This window comes from Bradyrhizobium prioriisuperbiae, from assembly GCF_032397745.1.
In the GTDB taxonomy this organism is placed as follows: Bacteria; Pseudomonadota; Alphaproteobacteria; order Rhizobiales; family Xanthobacteraceae; genus Bradyrhizobium_A; species Bradyrhizobium_A prioriisuperbiae.
Window position 1 is genome coordinate 2525210 of sequence record NZ_CP135921.1, and the last position, 22553, is coordinate 2547762.

Sequence of the window (22553 nt, forward strand, 5' to 3'; positions counted from 1 at the left end):
CGGCGGCGGGACTAACCCGTCTTCGCGGATTGGCGGGTTTTTGAAGGGTCGACATCAGCCAGATCAATGGCTTAGCTCGAAAGGTCTTCACTACAGCGGCTGGCTTGGTTGACGGCGGCTGTGGTGATCCTGGGCGGCGGTTGCGGTGGCAGCCGGAGCTTCAGCCGATCAATCAGGAGCTGCAGTTCCGGTTCGGGATGGGTGTAGCGGGTGAGCAGGATCTCGCGCCCATCTGTGGTCGGCAGATGGACGTCGATCATCTGGATGGCGGCGAACTTTTCGAGCGCGCGACGTGCGGTCAAGCCCGATGCGAGGGCATGAAGCCGGCGCGTCAGCGTGACCTGCATGCAGTAGGCCAGGAAGGCGATGAAGATGTGGGCCTCGATCCGGACCTCGTCTTGATGGAACACCGGACGAATCGCCAGGTCGCCCTTGAGATTGCGGAACGCTTCTTCGACGGCAACGAGTTGGACGTAGTATTGCCAGAGCTGGGCGGGGTCATTGTCGGCGAGGTTGGTGCGCAGCAGATAACGGCCTTCGCGACGTCGGGTCTTTCTCAATCTGTTTCGATTGAGTGCGAAGCTGAAGCTCGGGCGCTGCTTGTCGATCTCGATATCGACCAGACGCCAGGCCGCCGGCGCTTTGGATCGCGCGCCGCCAAGCTTCATCAGCAATTCTTCGCGCGTGATCTCCATCGCATCGATTTGCCTGAGCCGTTTCCACAACCACTTCAGCTGCCGCCGGCGCATCGCGCGTTCCTTACTGATCCGATCGGCGCTTTGAGCGAAGACGTAGAGCTCACCGTCCTCGGACAACAATTTGACCTGCACGCCCTCCCGCGCGTCCTGCCAGGGCTTGTCCAGCAGATGCTTCTCCAGCCGGTTCAGGCGTCCCTTCGGCGTACCGACCAGATATTGCACTGGCGGATCGCTGTGGCGCATTTCGGCCAGCACGGCCTCGGTCGGCACGCCACGATCCATCACCCAGACCCGGCGCGCCTTGCCGTATTGCTGCTCGATCTTGGCAAGGAACATCCGCAGTGTCTTGTTGTCAGCGGTGTTGCCGGGCAGCACCTCGTAAGCCAACGGCAAGCCATCGGGCGTCACCACCAGCGCGATTACCACTTGCGGGCAATCCGGCCGCTTGTCGCGGCTGTAGCCGTGGCGGCGCTTGCTGCCTTCCGGCAAGTCCGATGCGTTGACCTCGAAGTAGCTGCTGGTCAGATCGTACAGCAGCACGTCGAAGTCGGCATTGAACAAATCGCGCCAACGCCCGACCAGATGCGAGAATAGCGCCTCCTTATGCGCGAGCAGCAGATCGTGGCAGGCATAGAGTTTGTGCTCTTCCGCGAGGCCGAAGTCTGCTCCCAGAAGATCGGCCATTGCGCTCTGACCGAACCATTGCCGATGCAGCCGCCACTCGCTGCCCGGCGCGATCAGCCGGTAGGTTGCCAGCACCTGCAGGATCTGGTCCCACCTCGTCTTCTTGCGGCTTGGCGGCAGCCGCTCTGCCCAGAACCAATCGAGCTGAAGCTCCTGCCACAACTGTCCGGCCAGCCAGCAGGCGCCCCATTGCCGCGGACGTCGAAGCTGCATCTCGGACAGGCGTAGCTGGACGATCGACGCATCGCCCGCGATCGCCTCGCATCGATCTTCCGGAAACAGCGACAACGTTCGCGCATGTCCGGCGTCTTCGTCGAGCACGTCGATCGCCTTGCGCCACGCCGCTGCCTGCGAGGAATTGATCTCACCGAGATACAGCACATGCCGCTGCACCACTCGCCCGTTATCGAGACGCTTGTTCTCGACAACGTTCCAGTAGCTGTGCGTCTTGCCGTTCTTCTTTCGCTCGGTGCGTCGCAGGAACATGGCGCTGCGAATCTATCCGCACCGTCACGTCATTGGGAATCCGGTAGGTCTTCACTACAGCCGTTTTCGGCCGATTCCGGACACCTCACCCTTTGCAGATCAAAGACTTAGCTCGCCAAAAAATCGCAAAATCGCGATTTTCCAGCGCGAATCCGCGAACTCGGGCTAACCAGGGATCGTAGCCAGCGTCCGGATCAGCGCGCGAGGCGCCGTCGGCTCAACCACCACAGCGCGAGATTCCAGCCAATACAGGTCGCCAGCGCAAGGCTGAGGGCGATCGCCGAACCGAGCGGTCGTGCCGCAACGTGCAGCACGGCAATCCCGATCCCGAATCCCAGCAAACCCCATCCGCTGTTGGCGATCACGGCGGCGGTTGGTCGCCCGCCGATGCGTGGATGCAGGATCAGCATCATGCTGGTGAATACGGCTGGAAACAGCGCGATCACGCCGCTCACCCGCGGGCCGACCCAGCCCGACAGCCCCACCACTGTCGCGACTAGTGTCGCAACCAGCGCGGCGCGCAATGGGACGTCGTACCAGCGCCGCGTCACCAGCGGCATTTTCACGTCGCGGTAACGCCGCAACAACGGCAGGCAGATCGCAAACGCCACCGCATTCGCCGCAAGTCCACCCAACAGCGACCATTGGACGGTTTGCATCAACGCAACCATCCCGAACCAGACGGCCACGGCGGCGGACAGACTGACGGCGACACTGCGGCGCTGCGCCAGCATAACGTAGGTCAGCCCGAGGAAGATGGTCGCGGCGTTGACCGGCAAGCTCGCCAGCGATCCGTCGGAGATGAACGCGGCATCGTGATCCAGCGCCAGGAACACGTACGACGGACCAGCTGATATCGGCAGGGTCGCAATCAGCGCGCCGATCACGGGGCCCGAGCGCTCGGTGATGATCGATGCGGACACCACGAACGCGGCCGCGACGACCATGCGCAGCAGGAGCATCAGGATGAAAACAAGTTCGGGGGACATTGTGAGTTGAGACGCCTTCTCAGGGGAGAGCCGGCAAGCCAACACACCCTGCGCGCTGTAGCCCGGATGAGCCAACGGGTCCGCGCAAAGCGCGGCCCGATGACAGGCTCCGCGACATCCGGGAACAGGCGTGAATATCAATCCCGGATGTCGCTTCGCTCATCCGGGCTACACGTCATTACACGCGCTGCAGCGACACCGACACCTTCGGGCCGTTCTTGATCGTCTGATAGACCACGCAATAACGCTCGGTGAGCTTGAGCAACTGGTCGAGCTTCTCCTGCGGCGCGTCGGTGGCGACGTCAAAGCGCAGGCGGATTTCGGCAAAGCCCACGGGGGCTTCCTTGTCGACGCCAAGCGTGCCGCGGAAATCGAGATCGCCCTCGGCGCTGACATGGCCGGATGCGAGCGGCACATCGATCGCGGTGGCGACCGACTTCAGGGTGACGCCGGCACAGGCCACCAGCGCTTCCAGCAGCATGTCACCGGAACACAGTTCCAGGCCGGAGCCTCCGGTCGCCGGATGCAGGCCGGCGGTCGCAATGGCACGGCCGGTTTCAACCTTGCAGGACAGACCGTCGCTCTCCAGCGATCCATTGGCCTTGAGTGTAATGAAGGCGGCCTTGGGATCGGCGCGATAACGATCCTTGATCGGCGCCTGCATGGCGCGCAGTTGGGTGGAATCCATGTTTTTACTCCCGGCAGTGGGTCAGTGCGTCAACAGCATTGACGCGACTATATGCCTTCGCCCGCGCTCATCCAACCGTCAACCGGGCGGCGAGTGCGATCCAGCGAATGGTCGAGCGATGTCATGACCCGCCGTTTCACCACCTCGAATTGCGGCGAGGTGCGGTCGCGCTGCCGTGACAGATCCACCTTGATCTCCTCGAACAGCCGTCCGGGCCGCGGCCGCATCACCATGATGCGATCGGCCAGGACCACCGCTTCGTCAACATCGTGGGTCACCAGCAGCAGGGTGGGCCGGAAATCCTCCCACAGCGCCAACAGATGATCCTGCAGGTCGGCGCGGGTGAAGGCATCGAGGGCGGAGAACGGCTCGTCCAGCAGCAGCACCTCCGGCCGCGGCACCAGCGCACGGGCAATCGCCACCCGCTGCGCCTGCCCGCCGGACAGTTCCCGCGGCCAGGCGTTGGCCTTGTCGAGCAGGCCGACCCGCGCGAGCGCACGCGACACTTTCTCGCGCCGCATGTCGGCCGTGTCGGATGCGATCCCGAAGCCGATATTGTCGGCCACGCTCAGCCACGGCAGCAGGCGCGGCTCCTGGAAGATGACGCCGATGGCCTCGTGCGGCGATGTGATGCGGGTGCCGTCAAGCGCGATGGTGCCGGACGAAGCACGATCGAGCCCGCAGATGGCGCGCAGCAAGGTCGACTTGCCGCTGCCCGAGCCGCCGATGATGGCAACGATCTCGCCAAGCTGCACCTGCGCCGAGAAGTCCTGCAGCGCATGGACACCGTTGGGATAGACCTTGCCGACATGGTCGAGGACGAGCATCGTCACCTCGCGCCGGAGCCGAACGAATCCTGCCAGCGCAACAGCGGCGTGGTGAGGACTTCGAGCAACCAGTCGGTGGTCTTGCCGAGAATGGCGAACACGATGATGGCGGCCATGATCTGCGCCGGCTTGCCGAGCTGCTGGCCGTCGGTGAGCAGATAACCGAGCCCCTCGGACGCGCCCATGAATTCGGCCGCCACCACGAACATCCAGCCGAGCCCGAGGCCCGCGCGCAGCGACATGATGTAGGCCGGCAGCACGGCGGGCAGCAGGATGCGCCGAATCATCGCCGGCCCCGACAGGCGGAAAATGCGGCCGACCTCGACGATCTTGCGATCGACCGACAGGATCGCACCCATCACGCCGAGATAGATCGGGAAAAACACGCCGACCGCGATCAGCGCGACCTTGGACGGCTCGAAGATGCCGAGCCACAGGATGAACAGCGGCACCCAGGCGATCGACGGAATCGCGCGCAGCGCCTGCAGCGTCGGATCGAGGATGCGCCGCGCCAGCGACCAGTAGCCGGCAATCGCACCGAGCAACGTGCCCGCAGCAACCCCCAGCACAAACCCCGCGGCGACCCGCCACAGCGTCGCGGCCATATGGCGCGCAAGTTCGCCGCTGCGCCCGAGGTCGGCCAGGGTGGCGATGATGCGGCTCGGTGGCGGCACCAGCCGGCCGTTGGAGACACCGGATGCGACCGCCAGTTCCCAGACCAGCGCGAGCCCGATCGGCAGCAGCAGGCCGAGCACGAAGCCGGTCCAGCGCGACGACCCGCGCGCCGGTTTCACTGCAGCGGCAGCGTCCGGCGCCCGATCCTGCGGAGATCCGGCCTGGAGCGACGGGTTTTCGAAGGACGAATTTTCGAGGATCATGGCCATAGCCAAATCGCGTCCCGGCGGAGATTGCAAGTCGGGCATCTCATATAGGCTGGAGCCCCTCAAATAAATGGCCCGCCGGATCGCTCCAGGCGGGCCATATCAACGGAAGCTCAGCGGTTTCAGTTGGTCGGCAGCGGAACCTGATCGTCGATCAACTGGTCCACCGTCGCCTTGACGTCGACCTTGGCCTCGATGACCCCGGCCTGCTGCAGCGCGAGGCCGGCGGCCAGGATCGAATCGCGTTGCGGCGCGCCGATCCGGCTATGGGTCAGTTCGGTGCGCTCCTTGAGCTGCTTGTCGACCACAACGTCCGACAGCTTGGTGACGCCGATGAAGGAGCGCTTCAGGTCGTCATAATGCCCCAGGGAATATTTGCGGGCCTCCTCATAGACCGCGAGCACGCGGCGGACGATGGCCGGATTGTCCTTCAGGAACTCTTCACGGACATTGAGGATACCCCAGGTGTTGGCCTCGGGTTTGCTGAAGAACAGCTTTGCGCCCTCCTCGACCTCAGCCTGCGCCATCATAGGATCGAGCCCGGCCCAGGCGTCGACATCGCCGCGGATCAGCGCGGCCTTGCCGTCGGCGTGCTGCAGCAGCACCGGGGTGATGTCCTTGTCGGTGAGGCCGGCGCCCTGCAGCGCCCGCACCAGGAAGATGTGCGGATCGGTGCCGCGAGTCACCGCAACGCGCTTGCCCTTGAGGTCTTCGACCTTGGCGATCTTGGAGTCCTTGGTGGTGACCAGCGCGGTCCATTCCGGCCGCGAATAGACATAGATCGACTTGATCGGATTGCCGTTGATCCTGGCCACCAGGGCGGCCGAGCCCGCGGTCGAGCCGAAATCGATCGAGCCGGCGTTTAGAAATTCCAGCGCCTTGTTCGAGCCGGCCGACTGCACCCAGACGATCTTGATGCCGTCCTTCTCGAATTCCTTTTCCAGCAGGCCCTTTTCCTTCAGCACGATGGAGACGGGATTGTAGGTCGCCCAGTCGATCGCGATCTGCTTCGGCGCGTCGGCGGCAAAGGCCGTGACCGGCGCGAGCGCCGCAGCCAGAGTAAGGACGGCGAAGGCCCGCCGGGACATCAAGGTCATCGTCTGCTCCATAGCAAGGATCGAAAACCGCGAACGGACATCAAAGTCGTTGCGGGCTGCATTAATTCGATCTTTAATTTCAAATGCTTAGAGTCAATAATCAACCAGAAAATCCGTGCTTTGAGACCTTGCCCTGAAGAAGAAAATTCCGCACCGTCGAGGAAAGCGAGAACGCTTGTATCGTCGGCCTGGAATCGCTTGGTGACACCGCACGCCTTGTCCATTATCCCGGACACTCATGGATAGCGTCTTGATCGAAACATCGCCGCAGCCCGAACTGCTGTTCGACACCGTGCGCATCGAGGCCGACATCGCCGCGCTGGCGCAGAGCTATGCCGGACGCGACGACGCGTTCCGCGCCGCACTGGCGCAACTGCTTAAGGCGGAAACCGCGAAGTCCCGCGAATTTGCCCAGGCCATGCTGCTGAAAGACCGCCACGGCCGCCGTTGCGCCGAGCGCCTCTGCAACATCCAGGACGACGTCATCCGCCTGCTGTTCAATGCCGCAACACGTTATCTCTACCGGACACCCACGCCCTCGGAGGCGGAGCGTATGTCGGTGGTCGCCACCGGCGGTTATGGCCGCGGCCTGCTGGCGCCGCAGTCCGACATCGACCTGTTGTTCCTGCTGCCCTACAAGCAGACCGCATGGGGCGAACAGGTGGCGGAAGCCATTCTTTATTGCCTATGGGACATGGGCCTGAAGGTCGGCCACGCCACCCGCTCGATCGACGAGACCATCCGGCAGTCGCGTGGCGACATGACCATCCGCACTGCGATCCTGGAGACCCGGTTCGTCACCGGCGACAAGGCGCTGTACGACGACCTGGTCACCCGCTTCGACAAAAGCGTGGTGCAGGGCACCGCCGCCGAGTTCGTTGCCGCCAAGCTTGCCGAGCGCGAAGAACGCCACCGGCGCGGCGGCCAGTCCCGCTATCTGGTCGAGCCCAATGTGAAGGACGGCAAGGGTGGCCTGCGCGACCTGCACACGCTGTTCTGGATGGCGAAATATGTCTACCGCGTCCGCGACACCGATGAGCTGGTCGCCCGCGGCGTGTTCGACGCCCAGGAATATCGCACATTCCGCCGCTGCGAAGACTTCCTGTGGTCGGTCCGCTGCAACATCCATTTCTACAGCGGGCGGCCGGAAGAACGGCTGTCGTTCGACATGCAGCGCGAGATCGCCCAGCGGCTCGGCTACACCTCGCATCCCGGCATGCAGGATGTCGAACGTTTCATGAAGCACTACTTCCTGGTCGCCAAGGAAGTCGGCAACCTGACCGCCATCCTGTGCGCCAAGCTCGAAGAGCAGCAGGCCAAACCGGCACCGGTGCTGAGCCGGATGATGGCGCGGCTGCGTCCCGGCGCGCGGCGGCACCGGCTGCGCGAGAACCCCGATTTCATCGTCGACAACAACCGCATCAACCTCGCCTCGCCCGACGTGTTCAAGCGCGATCCGATCAACCTGATCCGGATCTTCCGCCTCGCCCAGAAAAACAACCTCGCCTTCCATCCCGATGCGATGCGGGCCGCGACGCGCTCGCTCAATCTCATCAATGAGAAGATGCGGGAGAACGCCGAAGCCAATAAACTGTTTGTCGAAATCCTGACCTCGAACGACGCCGAGATCGTGCTGCGCCGCATGAACGAGACCGGCGTGCTCGGCCATTTCATCCGCGCGTTCGGTAAGATCGTCTCGATGATGCAGTTCAACATGTATCATCACTACACCGTCGACGAGCACCTGATCCGCTGCATCGGCATCCTGCAGGAGATCGAACGCGGCGGGAACGACGAGTTCGTCGTCGCCAGCGACCTGATGCGCAAAATTCGCCCCGAGCATCGGACCTTGCTCTATGTCACGGTGTTCCTGCACGACATCGCCAAGGGCCGCCCGGAAGATCACTCGATCGCCGGCGCCAAGGTGGCCCGCCGTCTCTGCCCGCGGCTGGGATTCAATGCCGCCGACACCGAGCTGATCGCCTGGCTGATTCAAGAGCACCTGACCATGTCGACGGTGGCGCAATCGCGCGACCTGTCGGACCGCAAGACCATCGAGAATTTCGCCGCGGTGGTGCAGTCGCTGGAGCAATTGAAGCTCCTGACCATCCTGACCACCGCCGACATTCGCGGCGTCGGACCCGGCGTCTGGAACGGCTGGAAGGCGCAGCTGTTGCGCACGCTATACTACGAGACCGAGCCGGTGCTCACCGGCGGCTTCTCCGAGGTCAATCGCGCCCAGCGCATCGCGGCCTCGCAGGCCGAATTCCGCGCCAACTTCACCGAGTGGCCGGAGAACGAGATCAACACCTATATCTCGCGGCAATATCCGGCGTACTGGCTCAAGGTCGACTTGCCGCGCAAGATCCGCCACGCCCGCTTTGTCCGCAGCAGTGAAAACAGCGGCCACAAGCTTGCGGTCAATGTCGGCTTCGACGAGGCGCGCGGCGTCACCGAGCTCACATTGCTCGCGCCGGACCATCCATGGCTGCTGTCGATCATCGCGGGCGCCTGCGCATCCGCCGGCGCCAACATCGTCGACGCCCAGATCTACACCACCACCGACGGGCTCGCGCTCGACACCATCGCGATCTCCAGGGAATACGACCGTGACGAGGACGAGGCCCGGCGCGCCACCCGGATCGGCGAGATGATCGAGCAAGTGCTGGAAGGCAAGCTGCGGCTGCCGGAAGTGATGGCGAAGCGCACGGGGCGGCCGCGGGTGCGCGCCTTCACCGTCGAGCCCGAAGTCATCATCAACAACCAGTGGTCGGATCGCTACACGGTGATCGAGGTCTCGGGGCTCGATCGCCCGGGCCTGCTGTATCAGTTGACCACCGCGATCTCGAAGCTCAACCTCAACATCGCCTCCGCCCATGTCGCGACCTTCGGCGAACGCGCCCGCGACGTGTTCTATGTCACCGACCTGCTCGGCGCCCAGATCACAGCGCCAACCCGGCAGGCCGCGATCAAGCGCGCGCTGGTGCATTTGCTGGCGAACGGCGAAGGTGCCGCGCAGCCGGCGGCGTAGGCTCGTAGCCCGCTTGAGCGAAGCGATATGCGGGATGAAGCCGGCCACGAACCCCGGATCTCGCTGCGCTCATCCGGGCTACAGCTAAACCGAATTTCTCAGGGTTGCCGCAGCGAGGCAACGCTGCCGGCAATGTTGTCGGCGAGGGCTTTGACCAGCGGGACATAACGCTGGACGACATCGGCCCGGTCCAGTGCGGAGACGAAATAAGTCATCCCCACCGTGGCCAGCACCTTGCTGTCGCTGATGATCGGCACCGCGATGGTGCCCGACGAGCGCGGCTCCACCATGGGATCACGCTCGGCAAAGCCCTGCTTGCGCACCGCCGCCAACAGCGTCAGCGCCCGCTTGCGATCCGCGGCCAGCCGGTCTTCCGGCTCCTTCGAGCGGGCCAGCATGTCCAGCAGCATGGAGCGTTCGCCCACCGGGCAGAATGCGAGATAGGCGCGGCCGAGCGCCCGGCACAGCAGGCTGAGATGCATGTTGATGGTGCCATGGAACGGCGATACCGGGCTCTGCGGAATGGTGCTGAAGCGGACGATCACCGAGCTCCGATCGAGCACGGCGATGGCCAGCGGCCACTGATACTGTTCGGTGAAGGCCAGTGTCCATGGACGCGCCGCCTCCACCACCAGTGGATCGCCGTGAAAGCCGTAACTCAGGGACATCACCCGCGAGGCGACGGAATAGCCGCCCTGGTGCGGATCGTTGACCGCATAGCCCATCGCACACAGCGACTTCATCAGCCGCACCACTGTGGACTTCGGCAGCCGCGTGGCGCGATGCAGCACATCGATCGACGCCACCCGATGGCGGTTAAGTTCCTCGAGCAGGCGCAGCGTGCGCGCGGCGGCCTCGACGGTGTCGGATTTCAGCGGCAACGGCTCTATTCCACCTGGTGGAACGACGGGGATTAGCTATGGCCGAAAGCCGACCTCGCTGCAATGGTCCGGCTAACGCCATGGCGCGGCGCCGAAATCCGGCGCTGACGTCGATCAAAAGCCTTTCGGGAGGATCAGCTTGTCCGGTGACGTCATCAGACCACATTATTCCACGTTCCGCCGCAGGTTCACCGACCGGCAGCCGGCTGTCGGCAGCTTCATCAAGACACCGACCACGCACGCCACCGAGATCTTCGGCGCGCTCGGCTACGACTTTGTCGTGATCGACGAGGAGCATGCGCCGTTCGACCGCGCCATGACCGACGTGGTGCTGCTGGCTGCGCGGGCCAGCAACCTTGCCGGCATCGTTCGGGTGTCGTCGGACGATCCGGCAAAAATCCTGTCCGTCCTGGACTGCGGCGCGGCGGGCGTGCTGGTGCCGCATGTTGCCAGTGTGGAGAAGGCGCAGGCCGTGGCCGCGGCGGCGCGTTACCGCGGTGGCAAGCGCGGCTATTCCGGCTCGCCCCGCGCCGGCGGCTACGGCGCCACGCCGATGTGGAGCCTGGTCGAGGAGCAGGACGCCTCGGTGTGCACCATCGCCATGATCGAGGATCCGGAAGCTCTGGACCAGATCGACGCCATCGCCGCGGTTGACGGCATCCATGGCCTGTTCATCGGCCGTGGCGATCTCACCGTCGCGCTCGGCGCGAAATCATCTGCCGAACCAGCCGTGCGTGACGCGGTGACCCGCATCATTACCGCCGCGAACAAAGTCCGCAAACCGGTCTGCGTCATGGTGGGCAGCGTGGCCGAAGCCAAGGATTTCGCCGACCTCGGCGCCAGCGCCTTCATCATCTCCTCGGACCAGAGCCAGATGCGGCGCGCCGCAGCCCAAACCCTCACCGATTTCAAGAAGCTCACCCACACCCCGGAAGCCGCCCAGGAAGCCGCCCATGTATCACAGCACTGATCCCCGCGCCGCGCTCACCGCAACGCCGATCGGCACCACGACGCCCGCGACACATTTCGCCGGCGCCGAATACGCCAAGTTCTATGAAACGCCCCCGGCCGAGACCAAGGACGGCGCGCGCACCTGGTATGCTCGCGGCCAGAACTTCATCATCGCCTACAGCGACGCTGACAAAGGCGCCGTGCTGAACCGCGCCGACCAGCCCGACGAATATGTGGTGCTGCTGTCCGATCCCGGCGCCGGCGCCGAGATCGTCTGGGGCGGCCAGAAAGTGACCGTCAGCGGCCACTCCATCAGCTTCGTGCCGGCCGGCAAAAGCTCCGTGAAGCTGCTCGGGGCCGCCAAGGTCGTGCGCATGATGACGGCGAAATCGGATGACCTCGCGCTGTTATGTTCGAATGCCGCCTCCTACGCGACCCCGCATCCCAATCTTCCGCCGTTCGAGGCCTGGCCCGATCCGGCCGGCGGCCCGAAGGTGCGGAGCTACAGCCTCGAGGTCGCGCCGACACCGGGACGGTTCGGGCGGATTTTCCGCGGCTCCACCTTCATGGTGAACTTCCTCGATCCGAAGAACGGCCCGCGCGACATCACCAAGATGTCGCCGCATCACCATGACGACTTCGAGCAGTGCTCGCTGGCGCTGGCCGGCACCTTCATCCATCACCTGCGCTGGCCCTGGACCCCGGACATGGGGCAATGGCGCAACGATGATCATGAAGTCTGCGGATCGCCGTCCGTCACAGTGATCCCGCCGCCGTCAATCCACACCTCGCAGGCGATGGATCCGGGCCTCAATCTGCTGGTCGACATCTTCTGCCCTCCGCGGGTGGATTTTTCCGAAAAGCCGGGATGGGTGCTCAACGCCGACGACTATCCGATGCCGCACGCGATCTGAAAGGCAGAGATCATGGCCGAAACCACCACAACCTATCCCAACACCGTTCCCCTGCCGCCGCTGTCGCGCCCTGCCGAGGTCGCGGAGCTCCTGGTCGGCGCCATCGATCTGCATTGCCATTCGGGGCCCGCGGCAATGCCGCGGATTCTCGACCATCATGAAGAGCTGATGGACGCGGCCGCCGCAGGTTTCCGCGCCGTGCTCTACAAGGATCATTTCTACCCGGGCATGGCGCACGCCATCCTGCTGGAGAAACTGTTTCCCGAGACCAATGTGCGGCTGTACTCCGGCGTTGCGCTCAACAATGCGTCGGGTGGTATCAACCCCCACGCCGTCGACCACGCCATCAAGCTCGGCGGCAAGATCGTCTGGATGCCGACCTTGTCGGCGGCGAACCATATCAATGTGCAGAGCAGCGGACAGGCCAAGACCTTTCCGAAGACCTCGCAGAAGATGCTCGACCCGACGCCACTGACCGCGCTCGACGCCAACGGCAAACTGACCGACGACACCAAGCAGGTGATCGACCTGATTGCGGAAGCCGACATCATCCTGTCCGGCGGCCATCTGCATGCCAGCGAACTGCATCTGCTGTTCGACGAGGCGGCCCGCCGCGGTGTCAAGAAGATGATGGTCAACCATCCGACCTACATCGTCGGCTGCAGCGACACCGATATCCGCCAGTTGGTGGCGCGCGGCGTGACGATGGAGCATTCGATCTGCATGTTCATCGACGGCAAGTCGAAGAAGTACAGCGCAGACGACCTGGCGCACCTGATCGATGTGGCCGGCGTCGACAACACCATCCTGTCGTCGGACCTCGGCCTAGTGGGATCGCAACGTCCGGTCGACGGTTTCCGCAGCATCACCCAGATGCTGCTGGACCTGCAGATGCCGCGCGACGCGATCAAAAAGCTGATCAGCGGCAATGCGGCAGCGTTCCTGAACCTGCCGGCGGAACGCACGGCAGCGCAGCACGCCGCCGAATAGACCTCAGACAACCACCCAACACCGCAGAGAGCCGTCGCAACGGCTCCGCCGGGAGGAATGAACTATGAGTCCGATCGATCACGACAGCGGCGATGTGCTGATGCGGCGCATCATGTGGCGGATCATGCCGCTGCTCACCGCCATGATGCTGCTGGCGGTGATCGACCGCTCCAATGTCGGCTATGCCAAACTGCAGATGGTGCATAGCCTCGGCATGTCGGAGACCGCTTACGGCCTGGCGTCGTCGCTGTTCTTCATAGGCTATTCGCTGTTCGAGGTGCCGAGCGCACTGGCCGCGCACCGGTACGGCGCGCGGCTGTGGTTCGCCCGCATCCTGATCACCTGGGGCATCCTGACCGTCCTGCTCGCCTTCACCTTCAGCGGTTCGATGTTCGCGGCGGTGCGTTTCCTGGTCGGCGTGGCGGAAGCCGGCGCCTATCCAGGCATCATTTTCTACCTGACCCTGTGGTTTCCCAAGCGCTACCGGGTGCAGGCGGTGGCGCTGCTGACCATCGGCAGCCCGCTGGGCAACATGTTCGGCTCGCTGTTCGGCGGCGCGCTGCTCGATTTCGACGGCATGCTTGGCCTCGCCGGATGGCAATGGGTGTTCATCGTCACCGGCTTGCCGGCCATCATCCTGATGATGGTGCTGTTGAAGTATCTGCCGGACGGCCCCGCCACGGCCGGCTTTCTCAAGCCCGCCGAGAAGACCTGGCTCGCCCAGGAACAGAGCCGTGACGACAGCGCCCAGACCATGCATACCAATCCGTTGCGCGTGCTGATCGATCCGCGGGTGTGGTGGTTTTCCTTCGTCTACACCATGATCACGCTTGCGCTCTACGGCATCATCTACTGGCTGCCGACCGTGGTGAAGGGTTTCGGCACCACCGGCACGCAGAATGGACTGCTGAACGCGCTGCCCTGGGCGGTTGCGGCGGTGGTGCTGATCTGGTTGCCGCGTCATCTGCGCGAGCATCGCACCGTGCTGATCGGCATGGCGCTGATCGCACTGTGCGGCATGGCCGCGTTCTTCACCTCGACGCTGCTGACGCAAAACTGGATGCGTTATGTGGCGCTCGCCGTCGGCACGCCCTGCATCTCGCTGCTGTTTCCGTGCTTCTGGTACCTGCCCTCGCAGATCTTCAAGGGTGCGCACGCAGCCGCGGCCATCGCCGCCATCAGCACCATCGGCAGCCTGGGCGGGTTTGCGGCGCAGAACCTGATGCCATGGGTGGCGCACTGGGCGGGCAGCCCGCTGGCCGCCATGGCGGTGCCGGCGGCCAGCCTCGCCGTGCTCGTTGTCAGCGCGCTGGTCATGCTGATGACCTGGCGGGTCGCGCCCGGCACGGGCTTCACGCTGACATCCGTTGCGGCGACGGAAGCAAAACGCTCGCAGGTTTTGTCGTGATGTTATCGTCATCACTGGCGGCATGAGCGAATGACCATCACCGAGACCGTCTCGCTTGGCGTCACGCAGGCCGCACAATTCCTGACCGACCTGTTCGCCCGCGCCGGCCTGTCGCCATCGGCTGCGGCCGAGATGGGTCTGGCGCTGGTCGATGCCGACCGGGCCGGCCTGCCCTCCCACGGCCTGTCGCAGGCCGAGATGTATCTGCGCCGCCTGCGGCTCGGCAGCATCTCGACGTTTGACGAGCCGCAGGTGGTGGACAGCCGCGCGGCCACCGCGGTGCTGGATGCCCGCGGCATGTTCGGCCATCTGGCCGGCCGCCATGCCATGGGACTCGCGATCGCGCGCAGCAAGGAATTCGGCATCGGCACGGTCGCCGTGCGCAACAGCTTTCATTTCGGCGCCGCGGGCCGTTATGCCCAGCAGGCCAGCGACCATGGCTGCATCGGGCTTGCCATGTGCAACACCAAGCCGATGATGCCGGCGCCGGACGGCCTGACCAAACTGGTCGGCAACAATCCGCTCGCCATCGGCGTGCCGGCGCACGCACCGGACTTCGTGCTGGACATGGCGTTGAGCGAAGCGGCACTCGGCAAGATCCGCACCTATGAGAAGGCCGGCCGATCGCTTCCGCCGGGATGGGCCGTCGATCGAGAGGGTGCGCCCACCACGGATCCGACCGCAGCCATCGAAGGCATGCTGCTGCCCGCGGGCGGCGCCAAGGGCTTCGGCCTGGCGCTGGGCATCGACCTGATGTGCAGCCTGCTGGCGCAGGGGCCGGGCGGCGACAACGTGCCGCCGCTGTATGGCGACCTGTCGAAGCCGTTCGTCTGCTCGCTGCTGTTTATCGCCATCGACATCGCCCATTTCCGCCCCGAAGCCGATTTCCGCGCCGATGCCGCGGCGGCGCTGGATCGCATCCGGTCGTCGCCTGCGAAGGCCGGCCCGCTGCGCACCCCGGGCGAGCGCAACTGGGCCACGCGCTACGGCGCCGACCTGATCCAGATCCCCCGCGCGCTCGCCACGTTGCTGGACGGACTCGCGGACGAACTGGGATCGTCGGAACGGCTTGGCCACTGAGGTATCGGACAACCCCTGCGGTGCGCGGTTCGCATGACGGCGCGAGGCCTCTCTCAAGGCACGTTAAGGATTCATTAACCATAATCCTGTCCCCTCAGCGGGGCTGAGGGCAACAGTTGTGAAGGAGTCCATCGATGCGGCTGCCCCCGCGATCTCATATTTCCAGCGCGTCGCGACGCCGTCTCACACGATGGCTGGTGGGATCACCTATCAGGGACATCGAGCGCGATCTGGTGCTGGAGACACTTGCGAGAACAGACGGCAATCGCACCGCTTCGGCGCGCTTGCTCGGACTTTCCGTGCGAACGCTGCGCAACAAGATCTCGGAATATTCGGCGGAAGGTGTTGATGTGCCTTCCCCCGGAGGATCGACGCACACCTAAGCGTGGCGAACCGTAGATCGGCATCTGCCGAATCAGATCTCTCGTCCCCCAACTTGCGCCATGGATACCGGCCGGGAACCGCGTATGCTGACCGAATCGATCGGTCTTTCCGGGGGGAGCCATCATGTCCGTTCTCGCAAACGTCTTTGTCGCGCTGGTCGCGCTGCTGCATGCCTATTTCCTGGTGCTGGAGATGTTTCTCTGGACCAAGCCACAAGGACTCAAGACTTTCGGCAACACCTTGGAAAAGGCCCACGAGACGGCGGTGCTGGCCGCCAACCAGGGGCTGTACAATGGCTTTCTGGCCGCCGGTCTGGTCTGGGGCCTGGTGCATCCCAATCCGGCCATCGGCTTTCAGGTCAAGGCGTTCTTCCTGCTGTGCGTCATCGTCGCCGGCCTTTATGGCGGCTACTCGGTGAAGCCGAAGATCATTTATGTGCAGGCGGTGCCGGCGCTGATCGCGCTGATTTTGCTGTGGCTGGCCTGATTCCCAATTCACTCCCGCCACGGTCCCTAATTTGCCGTTAACCGCTGCTTAACCCAGCCTTAAACCGCCGCCGATAGCGTGCGGCGGTTCGGTTTTGCGTGGGTAGTTGCGGGATGGGATCAGCACGGCGGAACGGCAGCGGACGCCGCGAGCCCAAGTTTGGGCCGAGTTCGTCGCTTGACGAATTGCGGCTCGGCGCTGACGACCGCGTGCACACCTCCGAGGAGGACAAGCCGAAACGCCGGCGCGCGGCGCCTGCGGATGACGGCGACGAGCCGCCGCGCGAACGCAAGCCGAAAAAAAGCGCCGGCAAGGCTCGCAGCAAGCGCGGCGTAAGCCTCGGGCTTGGACGGCTGGTGTACTGGGGCGCGGTGCTCGGCCTGTGGGCCGTGATCGGCGTGGTCGGTGTGGTGATCTGGGTCGGCGCGCATCTGCCGTCGATCCAGTCGCTGGAAATTCCGAAACGGCCGCCCACCATCCAGATCGTCGGCGCCGACGGCACGCTGCTGGCGAACCGTGGCGAAATGGCCGGCGCCAATGTCGCGTTGAAAGAGTTGCCGCCCTATCTGCCGAAAGCCTTCATCGCCATCGAGGACCGTCGCTTCTATTCGCATTTCGGCATCGACCCGATGGGCATTGCCCGCGCCGTGGTCGCCAACGTGATGCATCGCGGCGTCTCGCAAGGCGGCTCGACGCTGACCCAGCAGCTCGCCAAGAACCTGTTCCTGACCCAGGAGCGCACCATGCAGCGCAAGCTGCAGGAGGCCGAGCTCGCAATCTGGCTGGAGCGCAAGCACTCCAAGGCGCAAATTCTGGAACTGTATTTGAACCGGGTCTATTTCGGCTCCGGCGCCTACGGTGTCGAGGCCGCGGCGCAGCGCTATTTCGGCAAGTCGGCGCGCAATGTCACCGTCGCGGAAGCCGCGATGCTGGCGGGCCTGGTCAAGTCGCCGTCACGTCTCGCACCAAACCGTAATCCGGAGGGCGCCGAGCGCCGCGCCCAGATCGTCCTCACCGCGATGGCCGATGCCGGCTTCATCACCGAAGCGCAGGCCACCGCCAATATCGGCCATCCGTCTTACGCGGTGAAACCGGTCGGCGCCGGCACCGTCAACTATGTCGCGGACTGGATCGCCGAAGTGCTCGACGACCTGGTCGGCCAAATCGATCAGGATGTCACGGTCGAGACCTCGATCGATCCGAAGCTGCAAGGCGTTGCCGAAGCCGCCATCATCGACGAACTCGCGGCCAAGAGCGTCAAGTTCAATGTCTCGCAGGGCGCGCTGGTGGCGATGACGCCCGACGGTTCGGTGCGCGCCATGGTCGGCGGCCGCAACTATGCCGACAGCCAGTACAATCGCGCCGTCACCGCCAAACGGCAGCCGGGCTCCGCCTTCAAGCCGTTTGTTTATCTCACTGCGCTCGAGCAGGGCCTGACACCGGAAACGATCCGGCAGGACGCGCCGATCGACGTCAAGGGCTGGAAGCCCGAGAACTACACCCATCAATATTTCGGCTCGGTGACGCTGACGCAGGCCTTGGCGATGTCGTTGAACACCGTTGCCGTGCGGCTTGGCCTGGAAGTCGGCCCGAAGAACGTGGTGCGCACCGCGCACCGGCTCGGCATCTCCTCCAAGCTCGATGCCAATCCCTCGATCGCACTCGGCACCTCCGAGGTCTCGGTGCTGGAGCTGGTTGGAGCCTATGCGCCGTTCGCTAATGGCGGCAAGGGCATCTCGCCGCATGTCATCAACCGCATCAAGACCACCGAAGGCAAGAAGGTGCTGTATGCCCGGCCGCAGGATCCGCTCAATCAGGTGATCGAGCCGCGCAATGTCGCGCAGATGAATGCCATGATGCAGGAGACGCTGCTCAGCGGCACCGCGCGCAAGGCGGAGCTCCCGGGATGGCAGGCCGCCGGCAAAACCGGCACCAGCCAGGATTTCCGCGACGCATGGTTCATCGGCTACACGGCAAATCTCGTCACCGGCGTGTGGCTCGGCAACGACGACAATTCGCCGACCAAGAAAGCCACCGGCGGCGGCCTCCCCGTCGACGTCTGGACGCGCTTCATGCGCACGGCGCATCAGAACGTGCCGGTGGCGGCGCTGCCGGCGTCCGATCGCGGCTTCTTCTCGAATCTTGCGACCACGTTCGGCGGCAACTCGCAACCCTCGGGCGGGAATCAGACGCCGCCGCCGAGCAACGTGCAAAGCGCGTCGCAGAATCCGTATCCCGCGCAATACCCCAATCCGTATCCGCAACAATCAGCCCCGCCGCCGCAGACCTATGGCGGCGGTGGCGGCCGGCCGCAGGTGGCACAAACCAACGCTCGCCCCGAAGCCTCCGCCGGTCTTGACGGCTGGCTGGTGGATCGGCTGTTTGGCGGACGACGGTAGCGAATTAACAACCGAGCCTGATGCTCGTGCTCACCCGTTCGCCGCACTCTTCGTCCGCTTGGCGAGATGCGTTTCGATCGCGCGGGCAATGCGGGTGATATTGTAGGGCTTGCGCAGCACCTCGAAGCCCTCGCGGCGCGCGGCGTTGGCGCTGCTGCTATAGCCGGTGACCAGGATGATCGGCAGCCCGGGAAACTGCGTGCGCACCTGCCGCGCCACATCGAGGCCATCCATCTCGCCGGGCATCACGATATCCGACAGCACGATGTCGATACCCTTCACATTGCTCAGCGCCGCCAGCGCATCGACGCCGTTGGTGACGGTCACCACGGTGTGGCCGATGCGCTCGAGATATTCGCGGGACACCTGCGCCACCTCTTCGCTGTCCTCGACCAGCAGCACCTTGGCTTTGTGTCCCGAGGACTGAGTCTTGCCGGCGTCGTCAGCCGTGGCGGGCACGGCAGCAAATCCCACGGTGTGGTCGGCCGGCGCCTGGGCGCGTGGAATCACCAACGTCACTGTGCTGCCGAGCGACGGCGCGGTGTCGATCGCAACGGTGCCGCCGGACTGCTTGGCAAACCCGTAGACCTGACTAAGGCCGAGCCCGGTGCCTTGCCCCGGCGGCTTGGTGGTGAAGAACGGCTCGAACACCCGCGCCAGCACCTCGGGCGGAATGCCCTCACCGCTGTCGATGACGCGAAATGCAATAAAGTCCCCGCTCAGGCCGTCGTATTTCGCATCGCCCGACAGCACGATCGGCACCGCCGACAGCGTCAGTCGCCCGCCGTTCGGCATGGCATCGCGGGCATTGACCGCGAGGTTGAGCAGCGCAAGTTCGAGTTCGCCGGCATCGACCCTGGCGAAGCAGGACTGCGACGGCATCATCACGTTCAGTGTGATGTCGCCCTTGATGGACCCGCGCAGCACATCTTCCATCTGGGACAGGAAACGCCCGACATCGACGGTCGCCGGCGTGATCGCCTGCCGGCGCGAGAAGGTCAAAAGATGCCGGATCAGATTTTCGCCGCGCTTGGCCGCGGAGGCGATCATGTCCAGCGTCTTGACGCCCTTGGGATCACTGATGTCGCGCCGCAGCCGATCGACACCGCCCATCACCACCATCAGCAGATTGTTGAAATCGTGGGCGATGCCGCCAGTCAACTGGCCGACGATCTCCAGACGCTGGGACTGGCGTAGCGCGCCTTCGGCACGTTCGCGCGCATCCATCTCGGCGTAGAGCGCGCGGGTTCGTCGCAGCGCGAGCCAGCTGATCGCGATCATCAACAGCGTCGCCGGCACGCCGAAGATCATGTGCGTTCCCATGAACGCCAGCCAGTCGTTGCGGATCGCGCCCTCCGACACGCTGGCCAGCACATAGACCGGATAGCCGCTCAGCCGCCGATAGGCCACGCGCCGCCACTGCCCATCGAAAGCGGAGGTGCCGACGTAGTATCCCGCCTCGGGCTCTTTCTCGATGTTGTGGACGAAGGCCACCGTAGCCGGCAGCGGGACCGCGTTCTCGGGCGCCGGATAGCGCACCAGCAATGCGCCATCGGACCGGATCAGGCTCATCGCCGTTCCCTGGGTGGTGACACCAATGATGCGGCTGTAGAAGGAGTCGAAATAGGACGGCGGCACCGATGCGACGATAACGCCGTCGAACACGCCATTCTCGGTCCGGCGGCGGCGCGCCACATTGAAGGACGGTCGCACCCGTCCCGGCGCCATCAGCACCTGACCGATGTAGGTGCCGCTGTCGGACGTGGACAGTGTCTTGAAATAATCGAGCTGCGACTGATCCTGCTGCACCGGCGGCGACCCCTGCGTCGACACCCGGAGCCAACCGTCGGCCCCCACGATCGCAATCGACTGGATCTGCGGCAGCGCCGTCACGATCTGGCTCAGACGCTGATGCAATTGCGGCTCGCGTTTGATCAGCGCCGCGTCGGAGACGCCGTCGGTCATCTGGTCGACCTCGGCAATGGTCCGCTCGATGGTTTCGAGAACCTTGAGCGCGTGCTCCTGCAGAATGTTGAGATTGGTTTCGAGCCGCTCATCGGCCTGATGCGACGCACTGCGCCACTCCAGCGCCGCAACGTATAAAAACAGCAGCGACGGCACCACGAAGCACGCGGCAACGGTCAACTTCAGAAAGCGAAGCGGTGCCCTGTCCCGGTTTGGCATTCAGCCCGTACGCGGTTCAACCCGATGATGCGGGGTCAGGGGCCAGCGTAGAGGAACCCGGGCGCGGCGCAAAGCGCTGTCCCGGCCGGCCGATCAACATTCGATAACCTCTACGTAGTCTGCCGCATCCCGGGGCATCGCCGGCACCGGATTGTTTGTGGCAACACCGTGTTTTGGTCGACCCGCTGTCCGGTAACCGGCCCTCGCAATTGCCAAAACGGGCTGCGTGTGACAGGGATTTGTGCAACCCGGCGAGCCATCGACGCGCCCGCCCGCACCCCCGATCATGCTGCAGATATGTCTCGTCCCGAACTCAAGAATTTTCGCCGGATTGTGGTCAAGGTCGGCTCGTCGCTGCTGATCGATGCGGCCAAAGGCAGCGTTCGCGAAACCTGGCTGGCGGCGCTTGCCGCCGACGTGGCCAAGCTGCACGGCGAGGGGCGCGACATCATGATCGTCTCCTCCGGTTCGATCGCGCTGGGACGCAGCCGCCTGAAGCTGCCGCGCGGGCCCCTGAAACTGGAAGAGAGCCAGGCCGCAGCCGCGGTCGGCCAGATCGCGCTGGCGCGCACCTGGTCCGAGGTGTTGGGCCATCACGGCATCGGCAGCGGGCAGATCCTGGTGACCCTGCAGGACACCGAGGAGCGCCGCCGCTACCTGAACGCGCGCTCCACCATCGGCAAGCTGCTGGAATGGCGCGCCGTGCCGGTGATCAACGAAAACGACACGGTGGCGACCAACGAGATCCGCTACGGCGACAACGACCGGCTGGCGGCCCGCGTCGCCACCATGGCGAGCGCCGACCTCCTGATCCTGCTGTCGGATATCGACGGCCTCTACGACGCACCGCCGGGTGCCAATCCCAATGCCAAACTGATCCCGCAGGTCGACAGCATCACCGCCGAGATCGAGGCGATGGCGGGGGCCGCGGAATCCGAGCTGTCACGCGGCGGCATGGCCACCAAGATCGAAGCCGCCAAGATCGCCACCACCGCGGGCACCCACATGCTGATCGCCTCCGGCAAGATCGAGCATCCGCTGCAAAATATCGCCGACGGCGGCCGCTGCACCTGGTTTCTGACGCCAGCCAACCCCGTCACCGCCCGCAAGCGCTGGATCGCCGGGTCGCTGGAGCCGAAGGGCACCCTGACCATCGATGCCGGCGCCGTGGCGGCGCTACGCACGGGACGGAGCCTGCTGCCGGCCGGCGTGATCCGGGTCGACGGGCAGTTCGCCCGCGGCGACGCGGTGATCGTGCGCGACCCCGATACCCATGAAATCGGGCGCGGCCTGGTCGCCTATGACGCCCCCGATGCCGACCGGATCAAGGGCCGCTCGTCCGCGGATGTGATGGCGATCCTGGGCATTTCCGGACGGTCGGAGATGATCCACCGCGACGACCTGGTGATCGGGCCGAAACACGGTGATTGAGCCATCGCGCGAGCCGGCCTCTGGGCCAATGGCCGATCCGGCCCTATATCGGCCAGTGGGCCCG

The 22553-nt window shown here is 64.6% G+C and carries 18 protein-coding genes; 10 read left to right on the plus strand and 8 right to left on the minus strand.

Annotated elements, in window-relative coordinates; all coding sequences use genetic code 11:
- Positions 1-71: 71 nt before the first annotated feature.
- The 6 genes from RS897_RS11915 to RS897_RS11940 form a co-directional block, all read right to left on the minus strand.
- Positions 72-1868: an IS1634 family transposase gene (locus RS897_RS11915; RefSeq protein ID WP_315831529.1), complete on the minus strand. Its 1797-nt coding sequence runs from the start codon at positions 1866-1868 to the stop codon at positions 72-74.
- A gap of 194 nt (positions 1869-2062) precedes the next feature.
- A complete protein-coding gene (locus tag RS897_RS11920) occupies positions 2063-2857 on the minus strand; it encodes a hypothetical protein (RefSeq protein ID WP_315836756.1) in 795 nt (264 codons plus the stop codon).
- 178 nt (positions 2858-3035) lie between these two features.
- Positions 3036-3545: an OsmC family protein gene (locus RS897_RS11925; RefSeq protein ID WP_315836757.1), complete on the minus strand. Its 510-nt coding sequence runs from the start codon at positions 3543-3545 to the stop codon at positions 3036-3038.
- Positions 3546-3592: 47 nt separating this feature from the next.
- Complete coding sequence (locus RS897_RS11930) at positions 3593-4372, minus strand: ABC transporter ATP-binding protein (protein ID WP_315836758.1); 780 nt, start codon at positions 4370-4372, stop codon at positions 3593-3595.
- A 2-nt stretch (positions 4373-4374) separates the two neighbouring features.
- The gene (locus RS897_RS11935) at positions 4375-5256 is read right to left on the minus strand and encodes an ABC transporter permease (RefSeq protein ID WP_315836759.1); all 882 of its coding nucleotides are present in this window, start codon (positions 5254-5256) and stop codon (positions 4375-4377) included.
- 119 nt (positions 5257-5375) lie between these two features.
- The gene (locus RS897_RS11940; RefSeq protein ID WP_407654544.1) at positions 5376-6341 is read right to left on the minus strand and encodes an aliphatic sulfonate ABC transporter substrate-binding protein; all 966 of its coding nucleotides are present in this window, start codon (positions 6339-6341) and stop codon (positions 5376-5378) included.
- Positions 6342-6588: 247 nt separating this feature from the next.
- On the opposite strand from RS897_RS11940, the gene RS897_RS11945 reads away from it, so the two are divergent.
- Complete coding sequence (locus RS897_RS11945; RefSeq protein WP_315836761.1) at positions 6589-9381, plus strand: [protein-PII] uridylyltransferase; 2793 nt, start codon at positions 6589-6591, stop codon at positions 9379-9381.
- A 98-nt stretch (positions 9382-9479) separates the two neighbouring features.
- Here the strand turns inward: RS897_RS11945 and RS897_RS11950 are convergent, their stop codons facing one another.
- Positions 9480-10262, minus strand: a complete 783-nt coding sequence (locus RS897_RS11950; protein ID WP_315836762.1) for a DNA-binding transcriptional regulator — start codon at positions 10260-10262, stop codon at positions 9480-9482.
- A gap of 139 nt (positions 10263-10401) precedes the next feature.
- Between RS897_RS11950 and RS897_RS11955 the strand changes: the two genes are divergently transcribed.
- The 8 genes from RS897_RS11955 to RS897_RS11990 all read left to right on the plus strand — a co-directional run bounded on the left by RS897_RS11955 (position 10402) and on the right by RS897_RS11990 (position 18874).
- On the plus strand, positions 10402-11232 hold the full coding sequence (locus RS897_RS11955) for an HpcH/HpaI aldolase family protein (protein ID WP_315836763.1): 831 nt from the start codon (positions 10402-10404) through the stop codon (positions 11230-11232).
- Positions 11216-12127, plus strand: coding sequence for a cupin domain-containing protein (locus RS897_RS11960; protein ID WP_315836764.1), 912 nt, complete (start codon positions 11216-11218; stop codon positions 12125-12127). Before RS897_RS11955 ends, RS897_RS11960 begins: the two co-directional genes overlap by 17 nt.
- Before the next feature lie 12 nt (positions 12128-12139).
- Positions 12140-13117: a DUF6282 family protein gene (locus RS897_RS11965; protein ID WP_315836765.1), complete on the plus strand. Its 978-nt coding sequence runs from the start codon at positions 12140-12142 to the stop codon at positions 13115-13117.
- Between the two features lie 64 nt (positions 13118-13181).
- Positions 13182-14525 (plus strand): MFS transporter, encoded by a 1344-nt coding sequence (locus RS897_RS11970; protein WP_315836766.1) that lies wholly within the window; start codon positions 13182-13184, stop codon positions 14523-14525.
- A 30-nt stretch (positions 14526-14555) separates the two neighbouring features.
- Positions 14556-15605: an Ldh family oxidoreductase gene (locus tag RS897_RS11975; RefSeq protein WP_315836767.1), complete on the plus strand. Its 1050-nt coding sequence runs from the start codon at positions 14556-14558 to the stop codon at positions 15603-15605.
- Between the two features lie 134 nt (positions 15606-15739).
- A complete protein-coding gene (locus tag RS897_RS11980; protein WP_315836768.1) occupies positions 15740-15988 on the plus strand; it encodes a helix-turn-helix domain-containing protein in 249 nt (82 codons plus the stop codon).
- A 124-nt stretch (positions 15989-16112) separates the two neighbouring features.
- On the plus strand, positions 16113-16475 hold the full coding sequence (locus tag RS897_RS11985) for a DUF1304 domain-containing protein (RefSeq protein WP_315836769.1): 363 nt from the start codon (positions 16113-16115) through the stop codon (positions 16473-16475).
- 113 nt (positions 16476-16588) lie between these two features.
- The gene (locus tag RS897_RS11990; RefSeq protein WP_315836770.1) at positions 16589-18874 is read left to right on the plus strand and encodes a PBP1A family penicillin-binding protein; all 2286 of its coding nucleotides are present in this window, start codon (positions 16589-16591) and stop codon (positions 18872-18874) included.
- 30 nt (positions 18875-18904) lie between these two features.
- Here the strand turns inward: RS897_RS11990 and RS897_RS11995 are convergent, their stop codons facing one another.
- Complete coding sequence (locus tag RS897_RS11995) at positions 18905-21019, minus strand: hybrid sensor histidine kinase/response regulator (RefSeq protein ID WP_315836771.1); 2115 nt, start codon at positions 21017-21019, stop codon at positions 18905-18907.
- A 336-nt stretch (positions 21020-21355) separates the two neighbouring features.
- Here RS897_RS11995 and proB point away from each other — a divergent pair, with 336 nt between their 5' ends.
- On the plus strand, positions 21356-22489 hold the full coding sequence (gene proB, locus RS897_RS12000; protein ID WP_315836772.1) for a glutamate 5-kinase: 1134 nt from the start codon (positions 21356-21358) through the stop codon (positions 22487-22489).
- Positions 22490-22553 lie beyond the last annotated feature (64 nt).